Origin of the sequence: Pseudoalteromonas sp. MT33b, assembly GCF_014117385.1 — a bacterium.
Classification (GTDB): domain Bacteria; phylum Pseudomonadota; class Gammaproteobacteria; order Enterobacterales; family Alteromonadaceae; genus Pseudoalteromonas; species Pseudoalteromonas lipolytica.
In genome coordinates, this window is sequence record NZ_CP059831.1 from 204,486 (window position 1) to 229,216 (window position 24,731).

A 24,731-nucleotide genomic window follows, 5' to 3' on the forward strand; every position below is an offset into this window, starting at 1 on the left:
TCCTTTTGCATTGCGAGGCGCGTTTGAAAAAATTAATTCCCACCAAAAACAGACGCTCTGTGCATGTAGAATGTGCTAACTGGACTGACCGAAACGAGTTTATTGTTCGCATTAAATAGTTTGGCTTGTAATGTGTGCTCGCCTCGATTTACGCCTCGTAGTGCAAAAGTAGAACTATTACTTGGTTCGCCATGGGGGGCACCATTTACAAAAAGTTGTACTTTAAAACCCGTTGCAAAGCGAGGAATGACACGGGTTGTAACATAAACAGAACCGGAGTTTTCTCTGACTGTTGCTTGGTCTTCAGGTGAGGAAATAGCGATTTTAAAGTTTACGGGTGTTGCACTGGCTGTGTTATCAAGAATACTGGTGTCGGTAGCAGGCATGGTCAAGTTAGGGGTATTAAGCTTTACTTCGGTAGCACCGGGGCGTGGCGTATCAGAAAATACCAGAACACCATTTTTATCTTTCCACGAATACACTTTTTTTGTTGTTCCATAACTAAAAAAGCTTACTGATAGTAACAAAAATACCAATAAAGTTGTTCTTTTCACCCTGCGACCCTGCATTTTTTTATGTAATTAAAACTGTAGAGGAGAACACGCCTAATTACCATTAAAAAAGCCCGCCAAAGCGGGCTTGAGAACACACATTAATTATTTACTGTCTACGACGTATTAAACGCTGTAGTACATTTCGAACTCAACTGGGTGAGTTGTCATGTTAAGTTTTTCAACTTCTTTGTTCTTAAGTGAGATGTATGCATCAATTAGGTCGTCAGTGAATACACCACCTGCTTTTAAGAACTCACGGTCAGCATCTAAAGCAGCAAGTGCTTCGCTTAGTGAAGAGGCAACTTGTGGGATCTCAGCTGCTTCTTCAGCAGGTAGATCGTATAAGTCTTTATCCATTGCATCGCCAGGGTGGATCTTGTTTTGAATACCGTCAAGGCCAGCCATAAGCATTGCAGAGAATGCTAAGTATGGGTTTGCTGTTGGATCAGGGAAGCGTACTTCGATACGACGTCCTTTTGCAGATGGTACTACAGGGATACGGATTGAAGCAGAGCGGTTACGTGCAGAGTATGCAAGCATTACTGGCGCTTCGAAACCTGGTACAAGACGTTTGTACGAGTTAGTTGACGCGTTAGCGAATGCGTTGATTGCTTTAGCGTGCTTGATGATACCACCGATGTAGTAAAGCGCTTCTTCAGAAAGACCTGCGTATTTGTCACCAGCGAAGATGTTCACGCCATCTTTACCTAAAGATTGGTGACAGTGCATACCAGAACCGTTATCACCTACAAGAGGCTTAGGCATGAATGTCGCTGTTTTACCATAAAGGTGAGCCATGTTATGGATAACATATTTCATCTCTTGGATTTCGTCAGCTTTTAATACCATTGTATTGAAGCGTGTTGCGATTTCGTTTTGACCCGCAGTTGCTACTTCGTGGTGGTGTGCTTCAACAACTTGGCCTAGCTCTTCAAGAACTAAACACGTTGCTGAACGCCAGTCGTGAGATGAGTCGATTGGTGAACATGGGAAGTAACCACCTTTAACACCTGGACGATGACCTTTATTGCCACCTTCGTAATCTTTATCTGAGTTCCAAGCCGCTTCGATGTCGTCGATTTTATACATAGAACCAGACATGTCTGATTTGTATTTAACGTCATCAAATAGGAAGAACTCTGGCTCTGGGCCAAATAATACTGTGTCTGCGATACCAGTTGAACGCATGTACTCTTCTGCACGTTTAGCAACAGAGCGAGGGTCACGCTCGTAACCTTGAAGTGTTGAAGGCTCAACAACGTCACAACGTACGATTAAAGTTGCTTCTTCAGAAAATGGGTCCATTTTTGCAGACTCAGGAACAGGCATTAATACCATGTCTGATTCGTTGATACCTTTCCAACCAGCAATTGAAGAACCGTCAAACATTTTGCCGTCTTCAAAGAAGTCTTCATCAACCTGATGATGAGGAATAGAAACATGCTGTTCTTTACCTTTGGTATCAGTAAAGCGTAAATCAATGAACTTAACGTCATTTTCTTTGATAAAATCTAAAACCGATTGTGACATGTGTCCTCCAATTGTTGGGTTTTATTTTTGCTGCATTATTGCTTTTGTTCTATGTAAGCTGGTTTCATGCCAAATTTTTAACGCCTTGTTTAGGCTTATAAAAATAAAATAAAGCGCATTTTGTTAATTATTTTTGCACTATTTTGGTGCGTAAAATGTTCATTGTGGTGCGTTATGCTTACTGGTTGTATTTGCACAACGATTAGCCACCCTAGATAGCATAAACGAAATGTGCATTAGTGCCAAAATATTGCTAAAAAGGTGATTTTTTACCAGTTTTGATGTTCGATTAAAGATAAAATTAATAAAATTGTCATTTATAAAACAGATACTTATAAAAAGCCTGAAGAAAGTTTATAAAATTGTATTGGATAAACTTTCATCCATGCCATTATTAAGGGATAATATGCGCCCTTTTAAATCCTATGCTTAGACATCTGTTGAAAATGCAGGTGAGTGCGTAGATCTTGCAGGATCAATGAGATTCAATTTCTCTGAGAAAAAATATGAGCATCGAAAAGTTAAGAAATATAGCGATTATCGCCCACGTTGACCACGGTAAAACAACTTTGGTTGATAAACTGCTTGAGCAATCAGGCACATTAGAAACACGCGGCGGTAATGAAGAGCGCGTGATGGACTCAAACGACATTGAGAAAGAACGTGGTATTACCATTTTGGCTAAAAACACAGCCATCTCTTGGAATGATTACCACATCAATATCGTAGACACCCCAGGACACGCCGACTTCGGTGGTGAAGTTGAACGCGTACTTTCGATGGCTGACTCAGTATTGTTACTTGTTGATGCTCAAGAAGGTCCAATGCCACAAACGCGCTTCGTAACGCAAAAAGCGTTCGCGCAAGGTTTGAAGCCAATCGTTGTTATCAATAAAATTGATAAGCCGGGTGCACGCCCTGATTGGGTTATGGATCAAATCTTTGATTTATTCGATAACCTTGGTGCAACTGACGAACAGTTAGACTTTAAAGTTATCTACGCATCAGCTATCAACGGCTGGGCAACATTAGATTTAGACGAACCATCTGACAACATGGAACCTATGTTCAAGATGATCGTTGACGAAGTATCACCACCGGATGCAGATCCTGAAGGTGACTTCCAAATGCAGATTTCTCAACTTGATTACAACTCATACGTAGGTGTAATCGGTATCGGCCGAATCAAGCGTGGTTCTGTAGCGCCTAACCAACAAGTAACTATTATCAGTGCTGATGGCACAAAACGTAATGGTAAAATTGGTGCGGTTCAAAGCTACTTAGGTCTTGAGCGAATTGATACAGACCGTGGTTATGCGGGTAATATCGTAACTGTGACAGGTATCGGCGAATTAAAAATCTCTGATACAGTGTGTGCGCCTTCTAACGTTGAAGCGTTACCTCCGCTATCAGTTGATGAGCCGACAGTAACAATGACGTTCTCTGTAAACACGTCGCCATTTGCGGGTAAAGAAGGTAAGTTCGTAACATCACGTAATATCCTTGAGCGTTTACAAGCTGAGCTTGTTCACAACGTTGCATTACGTGTTGAAGAAACTGACAACCCAGATAGCTTCCGTGTATCAGGCCGTGGTGAACTTCACTTAGGTATCTTAATCGAAAACATGCGTCGTGAAGGCTACGAGCTTGCTGTTTCTCGTCCAGAAGTAATCTTACGCACTGTAGATGGTGTATTAGAAGAACCGTACGAAACAGTAACGATTGACTGTCAAGAAGAGCACCAAGGTTCTATCATGGAACAAATTGGTCTGCGTAAAGGTGAACTAACTGACATGGCGCCAGATGGTAAAGGCCGTATGCGTATGGACTTTATGATGCCGAGCCGTGGTTTAATCGGTTTCCAAACTGATTTCATGACGCTTACATCAGGTTCAGGTCTTATGTACCACACGTTTGATCATTACGGTCCTCATAAAGGCGGTAACATCGGTCTACGTAAAAATGGTGTAATGATCGCTAACGCAACAGGTAAAGCGTTAACTAACGCATTATTCAACCTTCAAGAGCGCGGTAAGCTATTCATCGGTCACGGTGTAGAAGTTTACGAAGGTATGGTTATCGGTATTCATAGCCGTGATAACGACCTAACTGTAAACGCACTTAAAGGTAAGCAGCTAACGAACGTTCGTGCATCAGGTACTGATGAAGCGCAAACATTAACACCACCATTGAACTACACACTTGAGCAAGCGCTTGAGTTTATCGATGATGACGAGTTAGTAGAAGTAACACCTGAAAATATTCGTATTCGTAAGCGTCACTTAACTGAAAGTGATCGTAAACGTGCGAGCCGTGCTTCTAAAGGCTAATTTACGCTTTTAGCTCACGCAAAATAACACGCCGTCGTATTGCAAAATACGGCGGCTTTTTTGTTTAAGGAGACTTGTTTTTTGCTGTCAGCCGTAACACTCACAAATGTTCGTTCTTGTTGTTACTAAGGGGTGGCGTATTTTATTTCTATTGATAAATTAATTACTTGTCTACTAACCTCTAACCTCTAACCTCTAACCTCTAACCTCAAGTTGCCACTTTTTTGCTAAAGCCTCTATCTGTACTATCTTTTTAAATCTACCTTGAAGGAGATCAGGATGTATTTAGTCAGGCTTATTTATACGAGTGAAGTTTGTGAAGGATTTGGGCCGAGTGATATTGAGGATATCATTGAAAAAGCACAGAAAAATAATCATGCGTCGAATGTAACAGGGTTGCTGTGTTTTAATAGTTCGCACTTTTTACAGTGCCTAGAGGGATCTCGACAGGCGGTAAATGCAACCTACCATAAGATCTTAAATGATAATCGGCATCGAAATATTATTATGCTGAATTACTGCGAAATTTACGAAAGGGAGTTCGAAAACTGGTCAATGGGTTATATTCCGTATTCAAAAATAACCACACCGCTTAATTTAAAATACTCAGGCACCAGCGAATTCGATCCGTTAGCAATGTCAGGAGGCAGTGCACATAAACTCATGATGGCACTGAGGGATACATTAGTAAACCAATAACCCAAATGGAGTGTCACTGCCATGACACTCCAGGAATACTTACACCTTTGAGTGCGCCAAAATGTGAGTTTAGTTTTCTATTTTTAGCAGTTGAGAGAGCTGATTTGCGTGTTTTGGGGTGATCAGATCTGCGAGTGTATAGTTATCTAAATGAAGGAAAAAAGCCTCCATTGCTTGTGCAAATATTTGTTTAAGTTGACAGGCGGGGGTGATAACACATTGATTGTCATTACCAAAGCATTCCACCAACGTAGACCCTTGCTCTTGTAAGCGCACTAACTCACCAATGTTAATCTCGGTGGGATCTTTGCTTAAGCGGATACCGCCATTCTTTCCTCTCGTCGCAATTAAATAGCCTCTATTACTTAGCTCTTGCACTACTTTCATGAGGTGATTTTTTGAGATTTCGTATTTTTCAGCGATCTCTTTAATGGTCACAAGCTCACCATTATGTAAGGCAGTAAAAATCAAAACACGCAGTGAATAATCTGTAAAACGAGTGACATTCATAGTGAGACTCTAAAATTTTAAATATGCATCTATTTTACATCTTTAATAAACGTGTGTAAACTTCTTAAAGATTCATTTCAAATGCATGTTTAAATAGGGGTGTTATATGAATTACTTAAATTGGCCTATCAGTAAAATTGCGACAGAAATTCCCGGTGCAACAGCACTCTTTTTTGCGCACCGAATAAACTTTTGTTGTCAGGGGCATCTGGTGTTGTCAGACGTTATCGAAAAACGAAATATTGATCGCGAAGAAATCATTTCAGACATAGAGGTTTTGCTAAGCAGGCAAACCGCTATTGATTACCACAACCTGAGTAATAAGGAATTGGTTGAGCATATTCTGACTCGCTATCACCGTGTTCACCGAGTACAGCTTGAAGAGTTGATACGTTTAAGTGAGCGTGTTGAAGAGGTGCATTTTGATAAGCCTAATTGTCCTAATGGTTTAGCGAATCATTTGAAGAATATGTACGTAGAGTTAGAAGATCATATGCAAAAAGAAGAGCTTTTCCTCTTTCCAATGCTGCAAGCCGATACAATCCCTGACATGGTCAGTGGACCAATTAGCGTAATGATGGCGGATCATGAAGCCCATATCGCAGAAATAGAGAAAATCTACCAATTAACAAATGATGTCACTTTGCATGCGGGAGCATGTAATACATGGACGGCTTTGTATTTAGGGTTGCAGGCATTTATTAGCGATTTGAATATGCATATTCATATTGAGAACGCTATTTTGTTCGCACGGGTTGAGGGACGATAGAAATGAGAGAATACAAAAAGTTATGGTGGACCTTGTTTGCTGTTCTTGCTGTTACATTTGCTATTTTGGGTTACTTTGGTAAAGAGGTATACCGAGTTGCCCCTCCTATAGCTGCAAAATATGTCACCACATCGGGGGAGCTGTACACAGGTAAAGAGGCGATTTTAGATGGTCAAACTGCATGGCAATCAGTAGGGGGAATGCAACTAGGCTCAATTTGGGGGCATGGTGCTTATCAAGCGCCTGACTGGACTGCTGATTGGCTTCACCGTGAGATTATTAATTGGTTAGATATTGCTGCACAAGCGCAATATGGTGTGCTTTTTGATGAGTTAACTGAGCAGCAAAAGCAACCATTGCTGTGGGAAGTAAAGAGAGAGTACCGCACTAATACGTATGATAAACAATCTGACACGGTTACTTTATCGACGCGTCGGATAGCGGCAATTAAGCAAACAGCGCAGTACTACAACGATTTGTTTGGAGGGGCAGAGGCATTACAGCAAACACGTAAAAACTATGCAATGAAAGAGGTGACACTTCCTGATCCTGAGCGTCGTCAGCGTCTAACTGAGTTCTTTTTTTGGACGGCATGGTCCGCATCGACAGAGCGCCCTGATGGGGATGCAACCTACACTAATAACTGGCCGCATGAGCCACTGATTGATAATAAACCGACCGCTGAAAACATTGTCTGGTCAATTGTTAGTGTTGTGATACTAATTGCAGGTGTCGGTGGATTGATTTGGGCATGGTCATTTTTACATAAAGACGAGGCTCCCCCTGAGGCTCCAAAAGACGATCCAATAGCGAGCTTTAATTTAACGCCTTCTCAAAAAGCATTAGGTAAGTATTTATTTTTAATTGTTGCTCTCTTTACGTTCCAGGTCTTATTAGGTGGATTTACTGCGCACTATACTGTTGAAGGGCAGGGATTTTATGGCATCAATACCTCAGAATGGTTTCCTTATAGCCTAGTAAGAACATGGCATATTCAATCGGCATTATTTTGGATTGCGACAGGATTTTTAGCTGCAGGTTTATTTTTAGCGCCGATTATTAACGGCGGTAAAGATCCTAAGTTTCAAAAAATAGGTGTTGATATTCTTTTCTGGGCGCTAATTATCGTCGTGGTTGGGTCATTTATAGGCAACTTTTTAGCCATCGCGCAAATTATGCCTCCCGAGTTAAGCTTTTGGTTGGGACATCAAGGGTACGAGTTTGTTGATTTAGGCCGACTTTGGCAGATTGGTAAATTTACAGGCGTCGCATTTTGGCTGCTGCTAATGTTACGTGCAATTGTTCCGGTATTTAAACAAGAAGGAGATAAAAACTTACTGGCATTATTTACGGCTTCAGTGGTGGCAATCGGGCTGTTTTACGCTGCTGGGTTTTTCTATGGTGAACGAACGCATATTTCGGTAATGGAATACTGGCGTTGGTGGATTGTGCACCTATGGGTAGAAGGTTTCTTTGAGGTTTTTGCAACCGCTGCGCTGGCTTTTATTTTCTATAATATGGGTTTAGTCTCTAAACGTTCGGCAACAATTGCGTCATTGGCGTCTGCATCGCTGTTTTTATTAGGCGGTGTGCCAGGCACATTCCATCACTTATATTTCTCTGGTACAACGACCCCTGTAATGGCGGTGGGAGCAACCTTTAGTGCGCTGGAAGTGGTGCCGTTAATTGTGCTTGGTCATGAAGCGTGGGAGCATTATAAATTAAAAAACCGTACTCCATGGATGCTAAAAATAAAGTGGCCATTAATGTTTTTTGTCGCTGTCGCATTTTGGAATATGTTAGGGGCCGGCGTATTAGGGTTCTCAATTAATCCGCCTATTTCACTTTATTATGTACAAGGTCTTAATACGACGGCTACCCATGCTCATGCCGCATTATTTGGTGTGTATGGCTTTTTAGCTCTTGGCTTTACCTTGTTAGTACTGCGTTATATTCGTCCTCATCTTCAATTTGATGACACTTTAATGAAAACTGCTTTTTGGTGGATGAATATCGGTTTAGCGTTAATGCTATTTACCAGTTTATTACCTATTGGAATCATTCAGTTCTTTGCAAGTGCTTCTAAAGGGTTGTGGTATGCACGCTCTGAAGCGCTACTACAAAGTGACACCTTGGTGATACTAAGATGGGTAAGAACGGTTGGTGATGTGGTGTTTATTGTTGGCGCATTTGCCGTTAGTTGGCAAGTCGTTAAAGGGGTCTTTGCAAAGCAAAGCAAACCTGCAACCAAAGTGCTTGAAGCGCAAGATACACACTCACTGTAATAAATAAAATGAGGGTGAGGTAATAACTCACCCCCATTTTGGAATGTTATAAACGAACCTGCTCACCTTCATTTAAAATATACAGGGGGACAGGTTCATTCATGTTATGAGACATGTGTAGTAAACGCAGTAATGCTGAGTGACTTGAATGGTCGCCCATTTGCCAACTTGCATTACCATAACCCCATGGGATCATTACTTTACAACTTAATTCACGTGCTGCATTCAAGGCATCTTCGGGTGTGGTATGCACATAGCGATACCATTTACCATTTTCTTCGTGATAGTAAGATGCGATTGGCATTAAGCACACATCTATTTCACCATACTTTTGCTTAATATCGCTAAAATGCTGTGAGTAGCCGGTATCCCCTGCAAAAAATAGTGTGTTCCCATTTTGCTCAAGTAACCAACCATTCCATAAATCTTTGTTGTTATCTTCGTAGATAAATGGCACTAACACACGACTGCTAAAATGGTGCGCTGGCACAGCATGTATTGTTAAATCATTAATTGGGGTGCTGGCATACCACGCCATCTCACTAATATTAAAACCACCTGTTGGAAAGTTATCAGCGACGCCTAGGGGCACTAAATAGCGAGGCTGATTGCCAATTTCTTCGATGTCGGCTTTATTGAAGTGGTCGTAGTGGATGTGTGAATACATGACAGCATCAATCTGATTTAGCTCATTTTTTGTGGGCCAAAATCCGGGGTTGCGATACATGCCGCCAGCCAGCTTAAAGGCTAAATCGACCGGTGAATCAAACTGCTCTTTGACGGGGTCAAATAGCAGGTGCTCGCCGTTAGGTGTCTCAATCATAAAGCTGGCATGCCCAAGCCAACGTACAGTAAAACCGGTGTTAATCGACGCTGGATTCTGCTGACCTTGATATAAACAGTGTGAAGGAGTGTCATTACATTGAAGTAACTCAGTCTCGGGATAGCAATCATCAGTACAGGTTGTTGGGTAGTGTTTATCACCGGGATACAGGTTGTGATAGCGACCAGCTCGCTCACCTTCATTGTGCAAAGGTATAACAGACTCTTGCCCTGCTATAACATTAACTGTGTTTGGACTACTGCAGGCACTGAGTAGCGCCGCAGCAATTATAACTTTAAGGTGGTTCTGCATAAGGTGACTAACTTTTAAACTTTGCGCACAGTGTAGCAAATTAACATACCGGGTAAATCATCGAAAGGTAACAAGACGTAACAATAAAAAAGCCTACGATATTGTAGGCTTAGTGATTTAATTTATTTAAAAAATGTCGGTGCCGAGAGCATCTAACTGCTCACTGTGTTTACTCAAATTTTTAGCCCGCTTTATTCATTTGTTCAATGAATTTATTTGAATCTTCAATCGACTTGTTCATATCGTCCATTAAGATTTTGATATCGCGTTTTAAATTAGTGAATTCACCTTTTATTGCTGTCACAGCTTGAGCATTCAAGTTATGTTTTAGATATAAAACATTGTCATGCAATGACGACAGGACGGGTTCCATTTTACTTTCGGCGCTGCGCATTGAACGAAGCAATTGGTCAAACTGGCGCTTCGTTGAATTTAGCTTTTTGCTGCTTTCACGCTTGAGAGAAGCGCTTTTGTACTGTTCTAGTTCGTCAGCCCACTCTTCAAAAAGTGCTTCGGCTACATCTTCAACTTTGTTGATATTACTGGTGACATCGTTCGCTGCCGCAAGGCTCGATTCATAATCATTATTAAGTTGAGTATAAGCTTCTTCGAGTTCACCGCCATCAAAGTTAATTAAGGTCGTTAACCTGTCTAGTGCAGATTGAAACTCTTCTTGCGACTCTTGCTGTGATTCTTTCGTTTCTTCAACACGGTCTACTAAAATATCGCGTTTATGCACTCCGACTGATTCCATGGCTGAGTAATAAGCTGACTGACAGCCTGATAATGCCATAGTAACTGCAAAGAGTGGTGCGCTTAAAAGTGTCAGTTTTTTCATTGAGTTCCCTTTTTAGATGCCTGTCGTTTCAAATTATGTGGTGGATTGCTATGATTATCAAAACATTTTAGCAGAAAGTTGGTTCTATGGATGAGAAACTCAGTCGTTATAAGTTGCAAATAAGTATTTTCTTAAAGCAGCAACCGGGTTGGTGGATGCAGTATTTGACCCGCTGTATTGATGATCAGATCACGGTTAATGCGGGTTACCTTGCTTATGTCACCTTATTATCCATTGTACCGTTAGTGGCTGTGGGGGTCGCGATATTCTCTGCATTTCCTGGCTTTGAAAGTACTCTCATTACCATTGAAAACTTTTTGTTCACTAATCTTGTGCCCACTTCCTCTGATGTCATTAAAGAGCATATCAGTGCGTTTGCGGGGAATGCGAATAAAATGACCGCCGTGGGGGTTGGCTTTTTGGCTGCGGTGTCGCTTTTATTGATCCGCAATGTTGATGCCACCCTGAATCGCATTTGGCGAATTAAGAAAAAACGCCCGATGATGATCTCATTTGCAGTGTATTGGATGGTATTAAGTTTGGGGCCAGTCTTGTTAGGAGCAAGTATTGGTGTGACGTCTTATATTGTTTCTTTGGTGTCGTTTGCCGATCAGGGGATACCTGGCTTCAGTGGATTTTTGTTAAAGCTTTTACCTTACATTATTTCCATGGTGGGCTTTATTATGCTCTATACTTTAGTTCCTAACACACGAGTTCCATTTAGAGCGGCAATTCCAGGGGCGCTGTTTGCAGCTATGTTATTTGAGCTGACAAAAAAAGGCTTTGCGCTGTATATCAGCCATTTCCCATCTTATGAAGTGATTTATGGGGCCCTTGCGACAATTCCTATTTTATTTGTATGGGTTTATTTGTCGTGGATTGTCGTATTACTCGGTGCAGAATTTACGGTCTGTATCAGCCCTGAGAAAATAGAAGACACTCCTGATATAGACATTTAAATACACTGCACCTAAGGAGAGCGAGGTGCAGTTATATCCACAGTACAATGCAAGTCGTGACTATCACTTAAGCGTGGGTGATGGACATCAAATACATGTTCAAGAATACGGTGATCCTCAAGGCATGGTGGTTGTGTTATGTCATGGGGGGCCGGGGGCGGGTCTTCGGCCTGAAAATTGCCGATTTTTCGATCCCGCACGTTATCGGGTGATCATGTTTAGCCAACGCGGCTGTGGTCACTCAACGCCGCACGCAACTAAGGCAAATACCACCTTGGACTTAGTCGCCGATCTGGAGTTTTTGCGTTCCCAATTAGGTATTAACAAATGGCTTGTGTGTGGCGAATCGTGGGGGGCGACGCTTGCCTTAGTGTACGCGATTCATCACCGTGAACACGTGGCAGGACTCATCTTGCGTGCCAGCTTTTTAGCCTGTGACAGTGACTTTGAGTGGCTTTACACGACGCGTGGAGCTGGTGCTCACTTTTATCCCGAATGTTTTAAAGTGTTTGCTCATCAGTATTCTAACTGGCATGAATTACTTGATTTTTACCATGCGCAGTTAACCTGTGATGATCAAATCAAGGCCAGTAAGTATGCTAAGCGTTGGTGTCAATGGGAGCAGGTACTTTGTCATGGTGAACCATTAATAAACTGGAGTTTACATGAACCTCATGTTGGCCTAAACCAAGCTACGCTCATGGTGCATTATTTTCGACATCATTGCTTTATCGAAGAAAAATTTATAGCAGAAAACTGCAAAGAACTTGCTCATTTACCTATTTGGTTTATTCATGGCCGTGCTGATTTAGTGTGCAGGTACAGTGCGGTACAACAGTTAGCAGAGCAGCTTAATGCGCAATTACTTATTTTAGATGGGGTTGGGCACAGCAGTGATAATCAGGTATATTTGGCGGCCATGCGACGTGCCGCAGATTTAATGTATATCAAGTTATCGAGGGATCAATGCAAGGCTTAATTCAAAGAGTAACCCAGGCTAAAGTTGAGGTAGATGGGGAAGTTGTTGGTGAAATATCAAAAGGTATTCTGTTGTTATTAGGGGTTGAAAAACATGACACAGAGCAATCGGCAGAAAAGCTTTTGCACAAGGTGAGTAATTACCGTATTTTTACTGATCAGCAAGGAAAAATGAATTTAAGCTTGCAAGACATCCAAGGTGAGCTATTAGTTGTGTCGCAGTTTACGTTGGCTGCTGATACCAAAAAGGGGATGCGGCCAAGCTTTTCAAGTGCAGCTACCCCAGCGCAAGCCAATGCGTTGTACGAATATTTTGTAGAAAAAGCCAAAGCGGTCGATTTACGAGTTGCCACAGGGCAGTTTGCTGCTGATATGCAGGTAAGCTTGTGTAATGATGGGCCCGTTACTTTTAACTTATCTGTGTGATTACTTTCTGATCATAACGATATGATTAACGTAGTTGGGTATTTTTTCAATACTTGGGCGTTTACCAAATTCGGTGATCAGTAAATGCTCAAGTTGTTTTAATTGTGATGGATGATTCGATAAAAAATTAATAAACAAGCGGCCATTTTTAGCCATTGCAGCCCGAAGTTTTGCGTAAAATGCGTGTTTGTATAAAAACAGTGGCGCTTCTACCTCACTAAATAAATCTAAGATAATCCAATTGTATTCATTGCCTTGTTCTAACACCTGTTGGGCATCAAAACAGCGCAGGTTATTGGCATGGTTTCCGCCAAAATAGCGTTTATAGCAATGAATAATATCAGGGTTTTTGTCTACCGAAGTGAGTTGGCTTTGAGGGTAAGTGTGTTGTAGATAATTACGAATTGCACCACCCCCTAAGCCAAGTTCCAGCACTTTTTTAGGTGCTTCGAGTTCTTGCCAACGTTTTGCAAGGTATTGTAAATGTGGGAAAAATAATCGAGCTGGCCGGCGTTTTTCAATAACAGATTGCAAGGTTTCATTAATTAATAACCAACGTAGCTGATTTAGTTGCCTTACTTGAATACAGTCATTACCTTGTTTATGCCAGTAGATAAGCTGCCCGAGTCGGTGGCATTCCTCAATAAAACTGTGTTTCACTGCGCCACTGGGTTCTAAAAAATGTTCCATATTTCGGGCCTTTAGCGGTTGAATTACAAAAATAATACAATTATTTCAGCATAGACCAGCACACTTAAAGTGCCAATTGTGCAGTAGTTTTTACAGCCTTAAATAATAATTTAGGTTGGGTCACCAAAGTATTATTCCAACTTGAGTGAAGATCGCGTATCGTAATTTGCATTCGTCAGGCCACGTTAAAATAACAACAGACAGTGGCTTAACTATCACAGGAGTATTTATGTTTAAAGTGACCACCCCACAAAGTAGCGAAGATTGGCAAGCGTATTATTCATTGCGTTGGCAAGTTTTAAGAGCACCTTGGGGCGAGCCGCGTGGATCTGAGCAAGATGACTTAGAGCAAGACGCAGAGCACCGCTTTATCAAAAATAATGATGGCGAGGTATTGGGGGTAGCGCGTCTGCACTTCAATAATCATCAACAAGCACAAGTGCGTTATATGGCTGTGGCTGAGGGTAATCGTAATCAGCATATTGGTAGTCGTTTGTTGCATGAACTCGAAAAAATAGCATGGACACAAGATGCCGATGAATTAGTCTTATTTGCGCGTGAACGGGCGCTCGACTTCTATAAACGCCACGGTTATGAAGTAAAAGAAAAAGCACATTTGGCTTACAATGATGTACAGCATTGGAAAATGGTGAAACAAAAGCCGTCTGAGCCAGGTTGGTTCCGTCACCCTAATTGGACACAAGTGCTACAAAATACGTGGCGTGAATCAATTCCAATCAGTGATGCAATGGGGATTAAAGTTGAAAGTTATACTGACTGGCAGTTTACGACCCGTGCTGATTTAGATGCCAATTTAAACTTACATAACACGATGTTTGCCGGTTCCATATACAGTTTAGCGACATTAACAGGGTGGGGAGCAACCTATCTTGCATTAAAAGAAGCCGGTCTTGAGGGAAATATTGTGTTAGCTGATGCGAACATTAAATACCTAAAACCTCTCAATAACGATCCCCGAGGCCGTGTTGAGTTGCAAGGCTGCAAAGGGAAGTTAGCTGATTTAGAATCAAATGGTAAAGCAAGTTACCATGTCCCAGTGAATGTGTACGATGGCGATGTGTTAGTTGCTGAGTTTGAAGGGCACTTTATCGTAAAAAAATAGCATAGTTTTAGCCTTTAACAGCGGGCGCTAAGTTGCTCGCTGTTAAAGGCTCATAATGCGTTGCTTACAGTAAGTCTGTTAAAAGAATACCCACACCAAAACGCTCTATATCGGCATTGTAGTCAATTAGGCTCTCACCATAACCGTTGAAATATTGTGCGTAACCACGTAACCGTCCCCACAGCGGGAAAGACCAATCAAGTTGGATTGCACCGCGATTATCAGAATTTAAGTTATTACGCGACATAAAGCTAAATTCATGTTCGTTGTAGCGATACGCCCCAGAGAATTCAAAGTAGCCCATGTATTTGTAGATATCGGGGTTATCATCGCCGCGAGCTTTTAACTCGTTATCTTTTTTGTCTTCAGGAATGCGGTACCAAGGTTTAAAGCTAAATACAAAGCCGTTTTTTTCCCATAAAAAGTCAGCGTATATGCGATTCCATGAACGTGAGTTTGGCTGGCTGCGGCCATTAGACTGATGCGATGCACCAATGGCTATCGCCATTTCATCACCCCAAAGTACATGCTCAGGATCAAGGTAGTTTATCCAGAATATTTCAGGCTCGTAGTTGGTCTCGCGAAAGGGTGATGAAATATCTTTGTTATAAAACTGCCAAAATGATTGCATGGTAAAAGCAAAAAATACGCCTTGGTCTTTATCAGAAAAACCCTCAAAAATAGGCACTTTTATTGATAATTGATATTTAACTTCTAGGTTATCAAGTGGCTCGCCATCGGCGTCATCAGCCAACTCTTTTAAACCATCAAACGGGCGAACATTCGGATCAGACACATAAGAAAGTGGTAAAATGTAATTACGTTTATGGGGGGTGATGACATTGCGGTTCTTTTTACTCACTTCTTCACGCGCTTTACGCTTATCCAGAGCGGTCAGCTTTTTGCTTTCGTCTAGATCGGAGCATTTCTTGCGCAGCTGTTCGAGAGTTTGCTGACCATCTCCGCCAATCGCTTCATTTAATATACATTGCTTAACTAATTCGAGCGCATCATCTTGCTCATTCGTATTTTGCTCTTCGGTTTGGGCTAAAACAGGTACAGAAAATAAACTCGCGGCAACTAGCCAAATACGCCATCCCATTGCGATTCCTTTAAATAGATGTAGAAGTGTGATCAGTATAGTGATTTTTACATAACTCGCCGTGAACTTGTACTGAATTGTGGACAAATGTTATCTCTACCCCTTAATCGGCGAGTTTAAACACAGTTTAGGTAAGGTGGAATTGACAGAGGCGAGGACTTGTTAAACGCTATTGTAAATAGAGAGCCCCAAGCTAGGCTTGGGGCTCTAATATAACGGCCTTTGGATAGAATCCTGTTGGCCGTTGACTCTCACGCAATGAGAAGGAATGAGCTCTGGGTTTAATCACAGCTCAAAGACATTGGTAAAGAACTTATAAAGCTCAGTACCTTGGTTTACGCTCGCTGATGCGAAATGCAATATTGCAATCGCGTCTTTATCAAAACTGAGTGTTTGCAGTGGTTGTTCACATAAGTAGCGCTCCATACGTAAAATATGGGCTATCGGCTCACCTGCTTTGATATGACCGCCTAACGGTGCTAAGTACTCGACCATACCGCCCATCGGGGCGTAGTAAGCAATGTAGTCATCGAGCATACAACCGTAACGAGTCATCGCTTTAGGCTGATACGCTGCATCAACAAATACACCTTTATGAGTCAAGTAGCTTAAAATACTGTGTGCATCTTCAAGGGCGGCACTCAAATCAATTTTTTCTTGGCTGCCAAGCTCAACAGTAAAAGCCTCGACCTGTACTGAAAGTTCGCGTCCGTATTTAGCAAGCTCTTCAGATAAAGACCACCACGGGCAAAAGCTTGCTTCATCCATCGCACCCCCAAAGTCATTAGGTATGAGCAATACATGTTCAATATTGAAGTATTGTGCGCTGTTTTTGGCATACTCTGGACAATATAGGTGCTGGCTTGAGATTGGGCCTGTGTGAAGGTCTAATACGATGTCGGCTTGATGTGCCAACTTTTGTAAGTTGAGCGCGATACGTTTACCCGTTGTTAAGCTGTAATCTGGGCCGTTTAGTTGTGCATTGATATCTGCGACTAACGCGTCTTTAAGAGCACTTCTGATCGTGTCTTCATTGCTTGATGCATGCTGCTCTGCAATCTGGGCAGGTAACGCGTTGTTAAAGCGATACATACGGTTCCAGTTGGTCCCTGTGATGGGATCAAAACGACCTAATGTAAATTCCCCCGACTTTTGGTTACAGCCAATCGGGTTTGCATAAGGGACAAGTGTGATATCACCGCGCAGTTTAAGCGTTTTTAATTGTTCAAGTAGCTGGTAAATAACGGCATTACCTTGTACTTCTGCACCATGCATGTTGGCCTGAATGTAAACGCTTGGGCCACTTCCATCGCCTTTTAAGCGATAGACTGGGATGGTCAATGGTAAGCCATTCGCAATTTCGCCGACGACAATGTTTTCTTGGCTAATTAACTCTTTACTCATGGTGATTACCTTAAATAATAGCTGGCATCTTCAGCGCTGCGGATACATTCAATGTTGCCTTGCTCAATGACGTATTCGGCAGCAAGTTCATGGCATAAAAAGTACGGCATACTCTCTGTGAAACCATAAGCACCACATTGACTGAATATGAGCCAGTCATGTTCATCTACGTCATTCGCTAATGTATGTTCACCTAAACAATCAAGCGCGGTACAAAGTGGGCCATAGAGTGTCATTGTTGTCAGTGAAGCCTGTGATTCACGCAATACTGTAACTGGGAAGTCTTGGTTTGTGACCGCAGGACGAAGCAGGTGATTAATCCCGCCCGATAAAATCACTTGCTGTTGACCATAGTTTTCTTTTCGCTCAACCACAGGTGTTGCGTAATGACCACATTCACCTACGGCATAACGGCCTAATTCCATCCAAAGTTCTGCTACACCGGCTTGAGCTTTAATGCTGGCAAGGGTCTCGATAAGTGCTGACCAGTCTAATCGGCTGGCATCTTGAGTATAAGGGATGCCTAAGCCGCCCCCTAAATCGAGTATGTTAAGTTCAATGCGTAATGCACGTGCTAGTTGCTGTAATGGCTGGATCATAGCGCGCCAAAGCGCTGCCAGTTTGTCAGTGCTGAGCATGTTGCCCCACTGAAAAATATGCAAACCATCAACCTTAAGTGCTGGGTAGTCATTGACATTAAGCGCGTGCCACTCTTCACAACCAAGGCCAAAAGGAGTGAGGCTATCGCCACCAAGCGGGTTCTTTTCGCTGTCTGGCCAGCGAAGTTGTACACGCAATAATACTTGCAGTTGGCAGTTAGCTTTTGTGGCTTGCTCGTTTAGCCAACGGACTTGGTTAATGCTCTCGGCGACGAAAATACGCACACCTCGCGCAATAAAATGACTAATTTGTGCAGGGCTCTTTGCTGGCCCTGTGTTGAGCACGCGCTCGCTATTGATGCCTTGAGCAAGTACTTGCTCAAGTTCACCTTTACTCGCCACATCAAAATTAAACCCCGCACTGTCTAAACACTGAATAATGCGAGACAGGGGATTAGCCTTAACGGCATACCACAGTTTCACATCGGTTTGGGCTGTGAGTTGTTTTAAATGTGTCGTTAATTTATCAAGGTCATAGATAAAAAATGGCGTATCAAGGTGCGCTGAAACTTGTTCAACTGCTTGCTTGATGGGCGTGCTCAAAAAGCTCATTAACGTAAAACCTCTTCTAATAACAATGACGCGTCACTTTGTTCGTCACGGTATTTTACGATGAGCGCACATGACATGCTGAGGCCTTGCTCGCGAGCCCATGCATTGGAAGCAGGGCGAGAACCTGGGATCACAATAGCGTACTCAGGGATTGGTTCGCCTTTTTCTAATTGGCGCTCGTTCACGCAATCATAGACTGGAATGGTCGCAGATAAGCGGACTCCCGGTGCAAGCACTGCGCCTTTTTTAACGACAACGCCCTCTACAATCACACAACCTGCGCCGATAAATGCATCATCTTCAATAACCACAGGACTGGCACCAATTGGTTCAAGTACGCCACCTAACTGAACCGCTGCGCTCAGGTGAACATTTTTACCCACTTGTGCACATGACCCTACTAAAGCGTGGCTATCGACCATAGTCCCTTCATCAATAAATGCTCCGATGTTTACATACGCGGGTGGCATAATGATCGTGCCTTTAGCAACGTGCGCACCTCGGCGAACACTGCTACCGCCAGGGACCATACGCACACCTGCATCTGCGGCAAAGCCTTGAGGGGCTAAATTGTGTTTATCAACAAATCCACCAGGAAACTCCGTGTTTGTGCCATTTTTAAAGGCCTCTAAAATGCCTTGTTTTACTTCAATATTGGCATGCCAGTTGCCATTCTCGTCTTGTGTTGCGGCACGTACTGTGCCCGATTCTAAGTTATTTAATAATGCTAACCAGCTCATGATAAAACCTGTTTTTAGTTCCAAGATAAAATTGTATTGTTTGCGTGGGTGATGCTGTCTGTATGCTCAAGCTCTAAATGAGTCAGCGGTGGACGTAATTGCGGGGTGTTTATTCTACCTTGCAGGTGCATCAGTACTTTTACGGGAATTGGGTTTGCGACAGCAAATAAGCTTTGAATTGCGCTAGACCAATCGGTGAATAAATTGGGATGTTGACCGCTTAAACTTCGTTTAACAAACTCATGAGTTTGACTTGGCCATGCATTCGCCGCCACTGACACTAAGCCTTTAGCACCCGCTTGCGCAAAATATGGCATCAGTGCATCGTCACCACTAAAAATGGCGAGCTTAGGTGAGGCCGTTCTAAAGCCTTCAAACTTGCCGATGTCACCACTGGCTTCTTTAAGTGCCCACAGGTTTTTATGATCGGCGAGGTTTTTAATGGCGGTAGGTGAAATCTCAACAGCACTGCGTCCAGGTACGTTGTATAGCATACATGGGTGTTTACTCGCATTTAGTAAGCTTTCAAACCAATGAGTTTGGCCAATAACGCCAGGCTTTGCATACAGTGGCGAACCTAACAAGTAGCCATGAATAGGCAGTTGATTACAGTACTCGACCCACGCAACTTGCTGCTTAAGGTTCATACCACCAACGGCAACCATAAGCGGTACGCTAGGGGTTAGCTGGCATACGTGTTCAACAATGGCTTGTTGTTCTTTGAGTGAAAGAGCAAGCCCTTCACCGGTACTGCCCAGCAATAAAATACCATTGTTGGCAGCTTGTTGTTCAGCCACAAGCTGTTCAAGGGCGATGTAGTCTACCTCGCCAGATTCAGAAAATGGCGTGATTAGCGCTGTCCATAATGGATAGTCGTTTAAATCAAAATTGTTGATCATCTCTCACGAACTTATAAGGTATTCGAAGAGTCAGTGCGGAAACAATTGAATGGAGCCGCATGTCGTCATTCGAACAAGGTATAATTCGAAGAGCGAATGGGCTTAAAATAATAAAGACGCGACGGCCTTATTATACTAAGACCAGAAGCTCTCCACCAAACTTATCAATAGCATTGCTATTGTTGGTGACAGTCGCTGGGATTCAGCCCAGTCGCCCGAAATAAGCACCTCACAAACGGTGTTACTTCTCGGCGTTAATTTCCCCTCACGTATGATCAACAGAGTCTGTGCTCTTCCCATACGCTACCTGAATAACGCACCTCTTCCAGCCCTTTATGCTCGCTTTAACGTTAAAGCCAACATAATGAAATAGGGTATTGGCGCTGATTAAAGCATTTTAGCCTTCTAGGTGTCAAGGCGGTGGATTTGTTTTTTATTGACCAATTAAGCAATCGGGTTACGTATAACTTCGTTTTTACGTACACTTAGAACGAAGCAGACGAATTGGAAGAATGATGGAAAAGTTTACCGACATTTATCAACGAGCCGTTAAAAGAAAAGGCAGTGAAGAAATGCTGCATGCACTGTTATCAAACCCGCTCGATGATGCTGATATTGCTAACATAGCGGATGATTTATGGTTGGAGGAGTTCACTCGTAAGGTATTTCAAAGTGGATTCTATTGGTCTGTAATCAATAATAAATGGGCGGGGTTTCGTGAAGTATTTTGGGACTTTAGCGTCGAAAAACTATTGATGATGCCACCTGATATGCTCGAACAAAAAGCGATGGATGAGCGAATTATTCGCAATTTCAAAAAAGTGCAAACAATTCCTGAAAATGCTTACATGATCCATGAAGTCGCTGAAAAAAATGCAAGCTTTAGCCAATTTATTGCACAGTGGCCCAGCGACAACATTATTGGTTTATGGGCTTACTTGAAGAAGCATGGCGCACGCTTAGGCGGGAACACCGGCCCTTATGCGTTGCGCGCGATGGGAAAAGATACCTTTTTGCTCTCGCGAGATGTGGAAAGTTATCTTCGTGCTCATCAGCTCATTGATGGGGGATTGCAGACCAAAAAATCACAGCAAGCGGCGCAGAACTTTTTCAATGAACTACAGCAGCAAAGTGGTTATAGCCTGCAAGCACTGAGTCAATTAGTTGCTTATGGAGTGGGTGATAACCGAGTAGGCATTGCAACACCCTAAGGAATAATATGAAACTGCACACCCGATATACAGACATTAGTGATCTGTTAGCAATTGAAGACACCCCAACAGCGGTTTCTGACCCGAACTTATTGCTATTTAATGCTAATTTAGCCCGCGAGTTTGACATTAGCACTGACCCTGAGTTTTTAGCAAAACGTTTAAGTGGCTCAGAGGTAGATAACGCTGTAAAGCCTGTGGCGCTTGGCTATTCGGGTCATCAATTCGGTCATTTTTCGCCGCGTTTGGGGGATGGTCGTGCGCACTTGCTTGGTGCCATTGAAGATAAACATGGCGCATTATGGGATTTGCAATTAAAAGGTGCAGGTGCAACGGTTTTTTCGCGTGGGGGAGATGGTCGTTGTGCACTAGGCCCTGCCATACGTGAATATATCATGAGTGAAGCCTTGGCGGCCTTAGATATTGCAACTACCCGTTGCCTTGCTGTTGTAACGACTGGAGAAACTGTTTACCGACAACCCCCACGACCCGGTGCCGTTGTAACGCGTGTCGCGAATAGCCATATCCGTGTTGGTTCATTTCAATATTTAGCAACTCAGGGTGATATTGAAGGACTTGAAAAGTTAGTTGAATACGCAATTAGTTGTCATTTTCCTGATATTAAAAGTGAAGGTGAGCAGCGTATTACAGACTTTTTAGCGGCGGTAATCGATAAGCAGATTGAGCTTGTTGTGGGCTGGATGCGAATTGGGTTTATTCATGGTGTGATGAACACAGATAACACATTAATTAGTGGTGAAACCATTGATTATGGCCCGTGTGCAATGATGAATCAGTTTGATTTAGAAACAGTTTTTAGCTCTATTGACCACCAAGGACGTTATGCTTTTGGTAATCAACCAACTATTGCAAATTGGAATTGCGCGCGTCTTGCAGAAAGCTTATTACCGCTTTTTAAAGATGAGGAACGTGCGCTCAGTGAATTATCAGCGATTATAAATGGCTTTGCTGCTAAGTTTAACACGGCATTTGATACCATGTGGCGACTAAAGTTAGGTTTAGATGGCGAGCAGGCAGGCGATCAAGCATTAGTTTCAGAGTTACTCACTTTGATGAAACAACATAAACTTGATTACACGAACACATTTAATGCGCTGACAGAGTCATTACGAACAGATTTCCCGCTCCCGGGTAGTTTAAAAGAATGGCTTTGTAAATGGCGGTTAAGAATTTCGGGTGAAAGTTGCGGAGTGATGCGCGCTGTTAATCCTGCAGTCATTCCACGTAATCATAATATTGAAATGATCTTGACTGAATATGAGCAAACGGGCACGAGTTCATCGATAGGTGAGTTGTTGAAAGTCTTAGAAAACCCGTATAGCTATGAAGAGCGATTAGCAGCGTGGTACCAGCCCCCTCATGATGGGGATAGTCATTACCAGACTTTTTGTGGTACTTAAGGGCGATGTTGAACAATATATTGCAGCTGTAAATGCTCATTTTTTAAAATCTAAGTGTTCGCCGATTGAGCAAGGTAGCTGCCAGTGATATGATTTATATCAATAAAATAGCACTAAAGTTTTGCTTTTTAACGAATATTTACAAATAAAGTTGCTTTCAACTTGTTGATTTAAAAATAACCAATATAATAGTGTAATTGGGAATGGACTTTAATCGGTTTTGAGGTCAGTAAATTAGGCGGAAAAAGCAGCTTTTGTCTGATTTTAACAAAGCGATCTAAAGGCATTGTTATGCAAAGTTATTTAGATAACCTATTATTATGGGTAATTGACTGAAATTACTCGGCAAGATATTTGTTCTGTACCGAGTGTGTTAAGTTTTGATTAACTATTAGTCGACTACTCTGTTTAAACTGATTGAGCTGGGATGACTTAGCTACAATTTTAATTGTGAAAATGGGAAGGAAACAATGAAATTAAAATCACTTACTATTGCTTTAGCATTAGCTGCAACTAGTGCATCAAGCTTCGCAGCCGAAAAACAAGGTTTTTATATCGGTGCATTTGGCGACTACTATGATGCGTCTTGGGAAAATGTTCGCGATTTCGCGCCAGGTGGCCTAGATGTTGATGACTCTACAGGTTGGGGTTTAGAGCTAGGTTATCGCTTCAGCGATTATTGGAGCGCTCGTCTTGAGTATGCTGATATGGATTTTGATTACAGCGTAGCTCTGAACGACGGCACGACTATGAGCGGTTCAGAAAGCGGTAAGCGTTACGGTATCGATGGTTTATATCACTTCGGTGGTGGCCCATTCTACGGTATCTTCGGTTTGAAAAACCTTGATGCAGTTGACGAAGACCTAATGTTCGCTAACCTAGGTGCTGGTTACCAACATTACTTCACTGACAATTTCGCATTTAACGCTGAAACGTCTCTATACCAAGGTCTTGACCGTGGTTATACAGATGTAGGCGCTAAATTAGGCTTAAGCTACATTTTTGGTGCTCAAGAATCTTCAGCTGAGCCAGTTGAGCCAGCTCCAACAGTTGTTCCTGTTGCTGTTGAGCCTGTAGACAGCGATGGTGATAACATCCCTGATGCTGACGACCAATGTGCTAACACACCGATGACTGATGCAGTTGACGGCACGGGTTGTACATTATATGAAGACCGTGAAGTAACGAAGAGCTTACTAATCACGTTCCCTAACAACACATCTAAAGTGTCTCAACAGTACTTAGATGACATCGCTAAAGCTGCTGCTTTCTTAAAAGAGCACCCAGGCACTAAAGTACTACTTGAAGGTCACACTTCATCTGTAGGTAAAGCTGACTACAACAAGTGGTTATCTAAGAAACGTGCTGATGCCGTTGCTAAGAAACTTATTGAAGATGGTATCGATGCAGAGCGTCTAACGACTGTTGGTTTAGGTGAAGAGCGCCTTAAAAACCCAGCTAATACAGCTGAAGCACATGCTGAAAACCGTCGTGTAGAAGCACACGTAAGCGTTATTGAGCGTGTAAAAGTAGAGCGTTAATAATTAACCTTTGCGACTAATTTTAAAAACCCAGCCAAGTGCTGGGTTTTTTTATGGTTAAAATAGTGTGCTCATAAGGATAAGTCGTTAAGCCAATCTGCAAAAATACCTACCCCAGTTCACAATAACGCTTAACTATTGTGAGGTGCTAAATTTGTCGCTAGCTGCGTTAATACCAATCATTTTGAGTGATTAAACCAGTCGCTACCTGCGTTAAAAATGTCTGATTTACGACTGTATTGATTGAGCTGGTAGAGCGATGCAGGAGCAATTGCTAAAAGCAGCTAAAAGACAAAATTTTGTCTTGTTATTATCGAGATTTTCTTGCCTTTAAATAATGCGCTTAATAAAGCGAATAGGGTTAAACGCACTGTTA

Annotated in this window: 22 protein-coding genes and 1 riboswitch; of the genes, 11 read left to right on the forward strand and 11 right to left on the reverse strand. The window is 42.4% G+C overall.

Annotated elements, in window-relative coordinates; genetic code table 11:
* Positions 1–32: 32 nt before the first annotated feature.
* Positions 33–554 carry a DUF4124 domain-containing protein gene (locus tag H3302_RS01015; protein ID WP_371915645.1) on the reverse strand — a complete coding sequence of 174 codons (522 nt, stop codon included), beginning with the start codon at positions 552–554 and terminating at the stop codon, positions 33–35.
* Between the two features lie 123 nt (positions 555–677).
* Entirely contained in the window at positions 678–2,084 is a 1,407-nt protein-coding gene (gene glnA / locus H3302_RS01020; RefSeq protein WP_036974159.1) for a glutamate--ammonia ligase, read from the reverse strand.
* Between the two features lie 506 nt (positions 2,085–2,590).
* Here glnA and typA point away from each other — a divergent pair.
* Together typA and H3302_RS01030 are read left to right on the forward strand one after the other, a co-directional pair.
* The gene (gene typA, locus H3302_RS01025) at positions 2,591–4,414 is read left to right on the forward strand and encodes a translational GTPase TypA (protein WP_036974157.1); all 1,824 of its coding nucleotides are present in this window, start codon (positions 2,591–2,593) and stop codon (positions 4,412–4,414) included.
* Positions 4,415–4,693: 279 nt separating this feature from the next.
* Positions 4,694–5,113 (forward strand): BLUF domain-containing protein, encoded by a 420-nt coding sequence (locus H3302_RS01030; RefSeq protein WP_065978929.1) that lies wholly within the window; start codon positions 4,694–4,696, stop codon positions 5,111–5,113.
* Between the two features lie 69 nt (positions 5,114–5,182).
* On the opposite strand, the gene H3302_RS01035 is transcribed toward H3302_RS01030, so the two are convergent.
* Positions 5,183–5,623, reverse strand: a complete 441-nt coding sequence (locus H3302_RS01035) for an Rrf2 family transcriptional regulator (RefSeq protein ID WP_036974153.1) — start codon at positions 5,621–5,623, stop codon at positions 5,183–5,185.
* A 106-nt stretch (positions 5,624–5,729) separates the two neighbouring features.
* Between H3302_RS01035 and H3302_RS01040 the strand changes: the two genes are divergently transcribed.
* A complete protein-coding gene (locus tag H3302_RS01040; protein ID WP_182396006.1) occupies positions 5,730–6,392 on the forward strand; it encodes a DUF542 domain-containing protein in 663 nt (220 codons plus the stop codon).
* Between the two features lie 2 nt (positions 6,393–6,394).
* Positions 6,395–8,677: a nitric-oxide reductase large subunit gene (locus H3302_RS01045; RefSeq protein WP_182396008.1), complete on the forward strand. Its 2,283-nt coding sequence runs from the start codon at positions 6,395–6,397 to the stop codon at positions 8,675–8,677.
* 46 nt (positions 8,678–8,723) lie between these two features.
* Here H3302_RS01045 and H3302_RS01050 read toward each other — a convergent pair whose 3' ends face one another.
* Entirely contained in the window at positions 8,724–9,812 is a 1,089-nt protein-coding gene (locus H3302_RS01050) for an MBL fold metallo-hydrolase (RefSeq protein WP_182396010.1), read from the reverse strand.
* A 181-nt stretch (positions 9,813–9,993) separates the two neighbouring features.
* Positions 9,994–10,650: a DUF2959 domain-containing protein gene (locus H3302_RS01055; RefSeq protein ID WP_036974143.1), complete on the reverse strand. Its 657-nt coding sequence runs from the start codon at positions 10,648–10,650 to the stop codon at positions 9,994–9,996.
* Positions 10,651–10,736: 86 nt separating this feature from the next.
* Between H3302_RS01055 and H3302_RS01060 the strand changes: the two genes are divergently transcribed.
* From H3302_RS01060 to dtd, 3 genes are read left to right on the forward strand one after another with little or no spacing between them, the layout of a single operon-like run.
* Entirely contained in the window at positions 10,737–11,609 is an 873-nt protein-coding gene (locus H3302_RS01060; RefSeq protein WP_036974141.1) for a virulence factor BrkB family protein, read from the forward strand.
* Between the two features lie 25 nt (positions 11,610–11,634).
* The gene (locus H3302_RS01065) at positions 11,635–12,588 is read left to right on the forward strand and encodes an alpha/beta fold hydrolase (RefSeq protein ID WP_036974139.1); all 954 of its coding nucleotides are present in this window, start codon (positions 11,635–11,637) and stop codon (positions 12,586–12,588) included.
* Positions 12,576–13,013 carry a D-aminoacyl-tRNA deacylase gene (dtd, locus tag H3302_RS01070; RefSeq protein WP_036974137.1) on the forward strand — a complete coding sequence of 146 codons (438 nt, stop codon included), beginning with the start codon at positions 12,576–12,578 and terminating at the stop codon, positions 13,011–13,013. The genes H3302_RS01065 and dtd overlap by 13 nt, the downstream gene beginning before the upstream one ends.
* Here dtd and H3302_RS01075 read toward each other — a convergent pair whose 3' ends face one another.
* Positions 13,014–13,703 (reverse strand): spermidine synthase, encoded by a 690-nt coding sequence (locus H3302_RS01075; RefSeq protein ID WP_075594175.1) that lies wholly within the window; start codon positions 13,701–13,703, stop codon positions 13,014–13,016.
* A gap of 229 nt (positions 13,704–13,932) precedes the next feature.
* Here H3302_RS01075 and H3302_RS01080 point away from each other — a divergent pair, with 229 nt between their 5' ends.
* Positions 13,933–14,826: a bifunctional GNAT family N-acetyltransferase/hotdog fold thioesterase gene (locus H3302_RS01080; protein ID WP_036974132.1), complete on the forward strand. Its 894-nt coding sequence runs from the start codon at positions 13,933–13,935 to the stop codon at positions 14,824–14,826.
* A gap of 64 nt (positions 14,827–14,890) precedes the next feature.
* Here the strand turns inward: H3302_RS01080 and H3302_RS01085 are convergent, their stop codons facing one another.
* The 5 genes from H3302_RS01085 to dapA form a co-directional block, all read right to left on the reverse strand.
* On the reverse strand, positions 14,891–15,928 hold the full coding sequence (locus H3302_RS01085; RefSeq protein ID WP_074989655.1) for a phospholipase A: 1,038 nt from the start codon (positions 15,926–15,928) through the stop codon (positions 14,891–14,893).
* Between the two features lie 285 nt (positions 15,929–16,213).
* Entirely contained in the window at positions 16,214–17,332 is a 1,119-nt protein-coding gene (locus tag H3302_RS01090; RefSeq protein WP_180311305.1) for a succinylglutamate desuccinylase/aspartoacylase family protein, read from the reverse strand.
* A 5-nt stretch (positions 17,333–17,337) separates the two neighbouring features.
* Positions 17,338–18,543: a PLP-dependent decarboxylase gene (locus tag H3302_RS01095; protein WP_075594173.1), complete on the reverse strand. Its 1,206-nt coding sequence runs from the start codon at positions 18,541–18,543 to the stop codon at positions 17,338–17,340.
* Positions 18,543–19,283, reverse strand: coding sequence for a 2,3,4,5-tetrahydropyridine-2,6-dicarboxylate N-succinyltransferase (locus H3302_RS01100; RefSeq protein ID WP_036974123.1), 741 nt, complete (start codon positions 19,281–19,283; stop codon positions 18,543–18,545). The genes H3302_RS01095 and H3302_RS01100 overlap by 1 nt, the downstream gene beginning before the upstream one ends.
* Positions 19,284–19,297: 14 nt before the next feature.
* A complete protein-coding gene (gene dapA, locus H3302_RS01105; RefSeq protein WP_182396012.1) occupies positions 19,298–20,182 on the reverse strand; it encodes a 4-hydroxy-tetrahydrodipicolinate synthase in 885 nt (294 codons plus the stop codon).
* Between the two features lie 137 nt (positions 20,183–20,319).
* Positions 20,320–20,515, reverse strand: a riboswitch (Lysine riboswitch).
* A 182-nt stretch (positions 20,516–20,697) separates the two neighbouring features.
* Between dapA and H3302_RS01110 the strand changes: the two genes are divergently transcribed.
* From H3302_RS01110 to H3302_RS01120, 3 genes are all read left to right on the forward strand, one after another.
* Positions 20,698–21,393, forward strand: coding sequence for a DNA-3-methyladenine glycosylase I (locus H3302_RS01110; RefSeq protein WP_074989659.1), 696 nt, complete (start codon positions 20,698–20,700; stop codon positions 21,391–21,393).
* 8 nt (positions 21,394–21,401) lie between these two features.
* Positions 21,402–22,814: a YdiU family protein gene (locus H3302_RS01115; RefSeq protein WP_182396015.1), complete on the forward strand. Its 1,413-nt coding sequence runs from the start codon at positions 21,402–21,404 to the stop codon at positions 22,812–22,814.
* Between the two features lie 470 nt (positions 22,815–23,284).
* Positions 23,285–24,355: an OmpA family protein gene (locus H3302_RS01120; protein ID WP_075594171.1), complete on the forward strand. Its 1,071-nt coding sequence runs from the start codon at positions 23,285–23,287 to the stop codon at positions 24,353–24,355.
* Positions 24,356–24,731 lie beyond the last annotated feature (376 nt).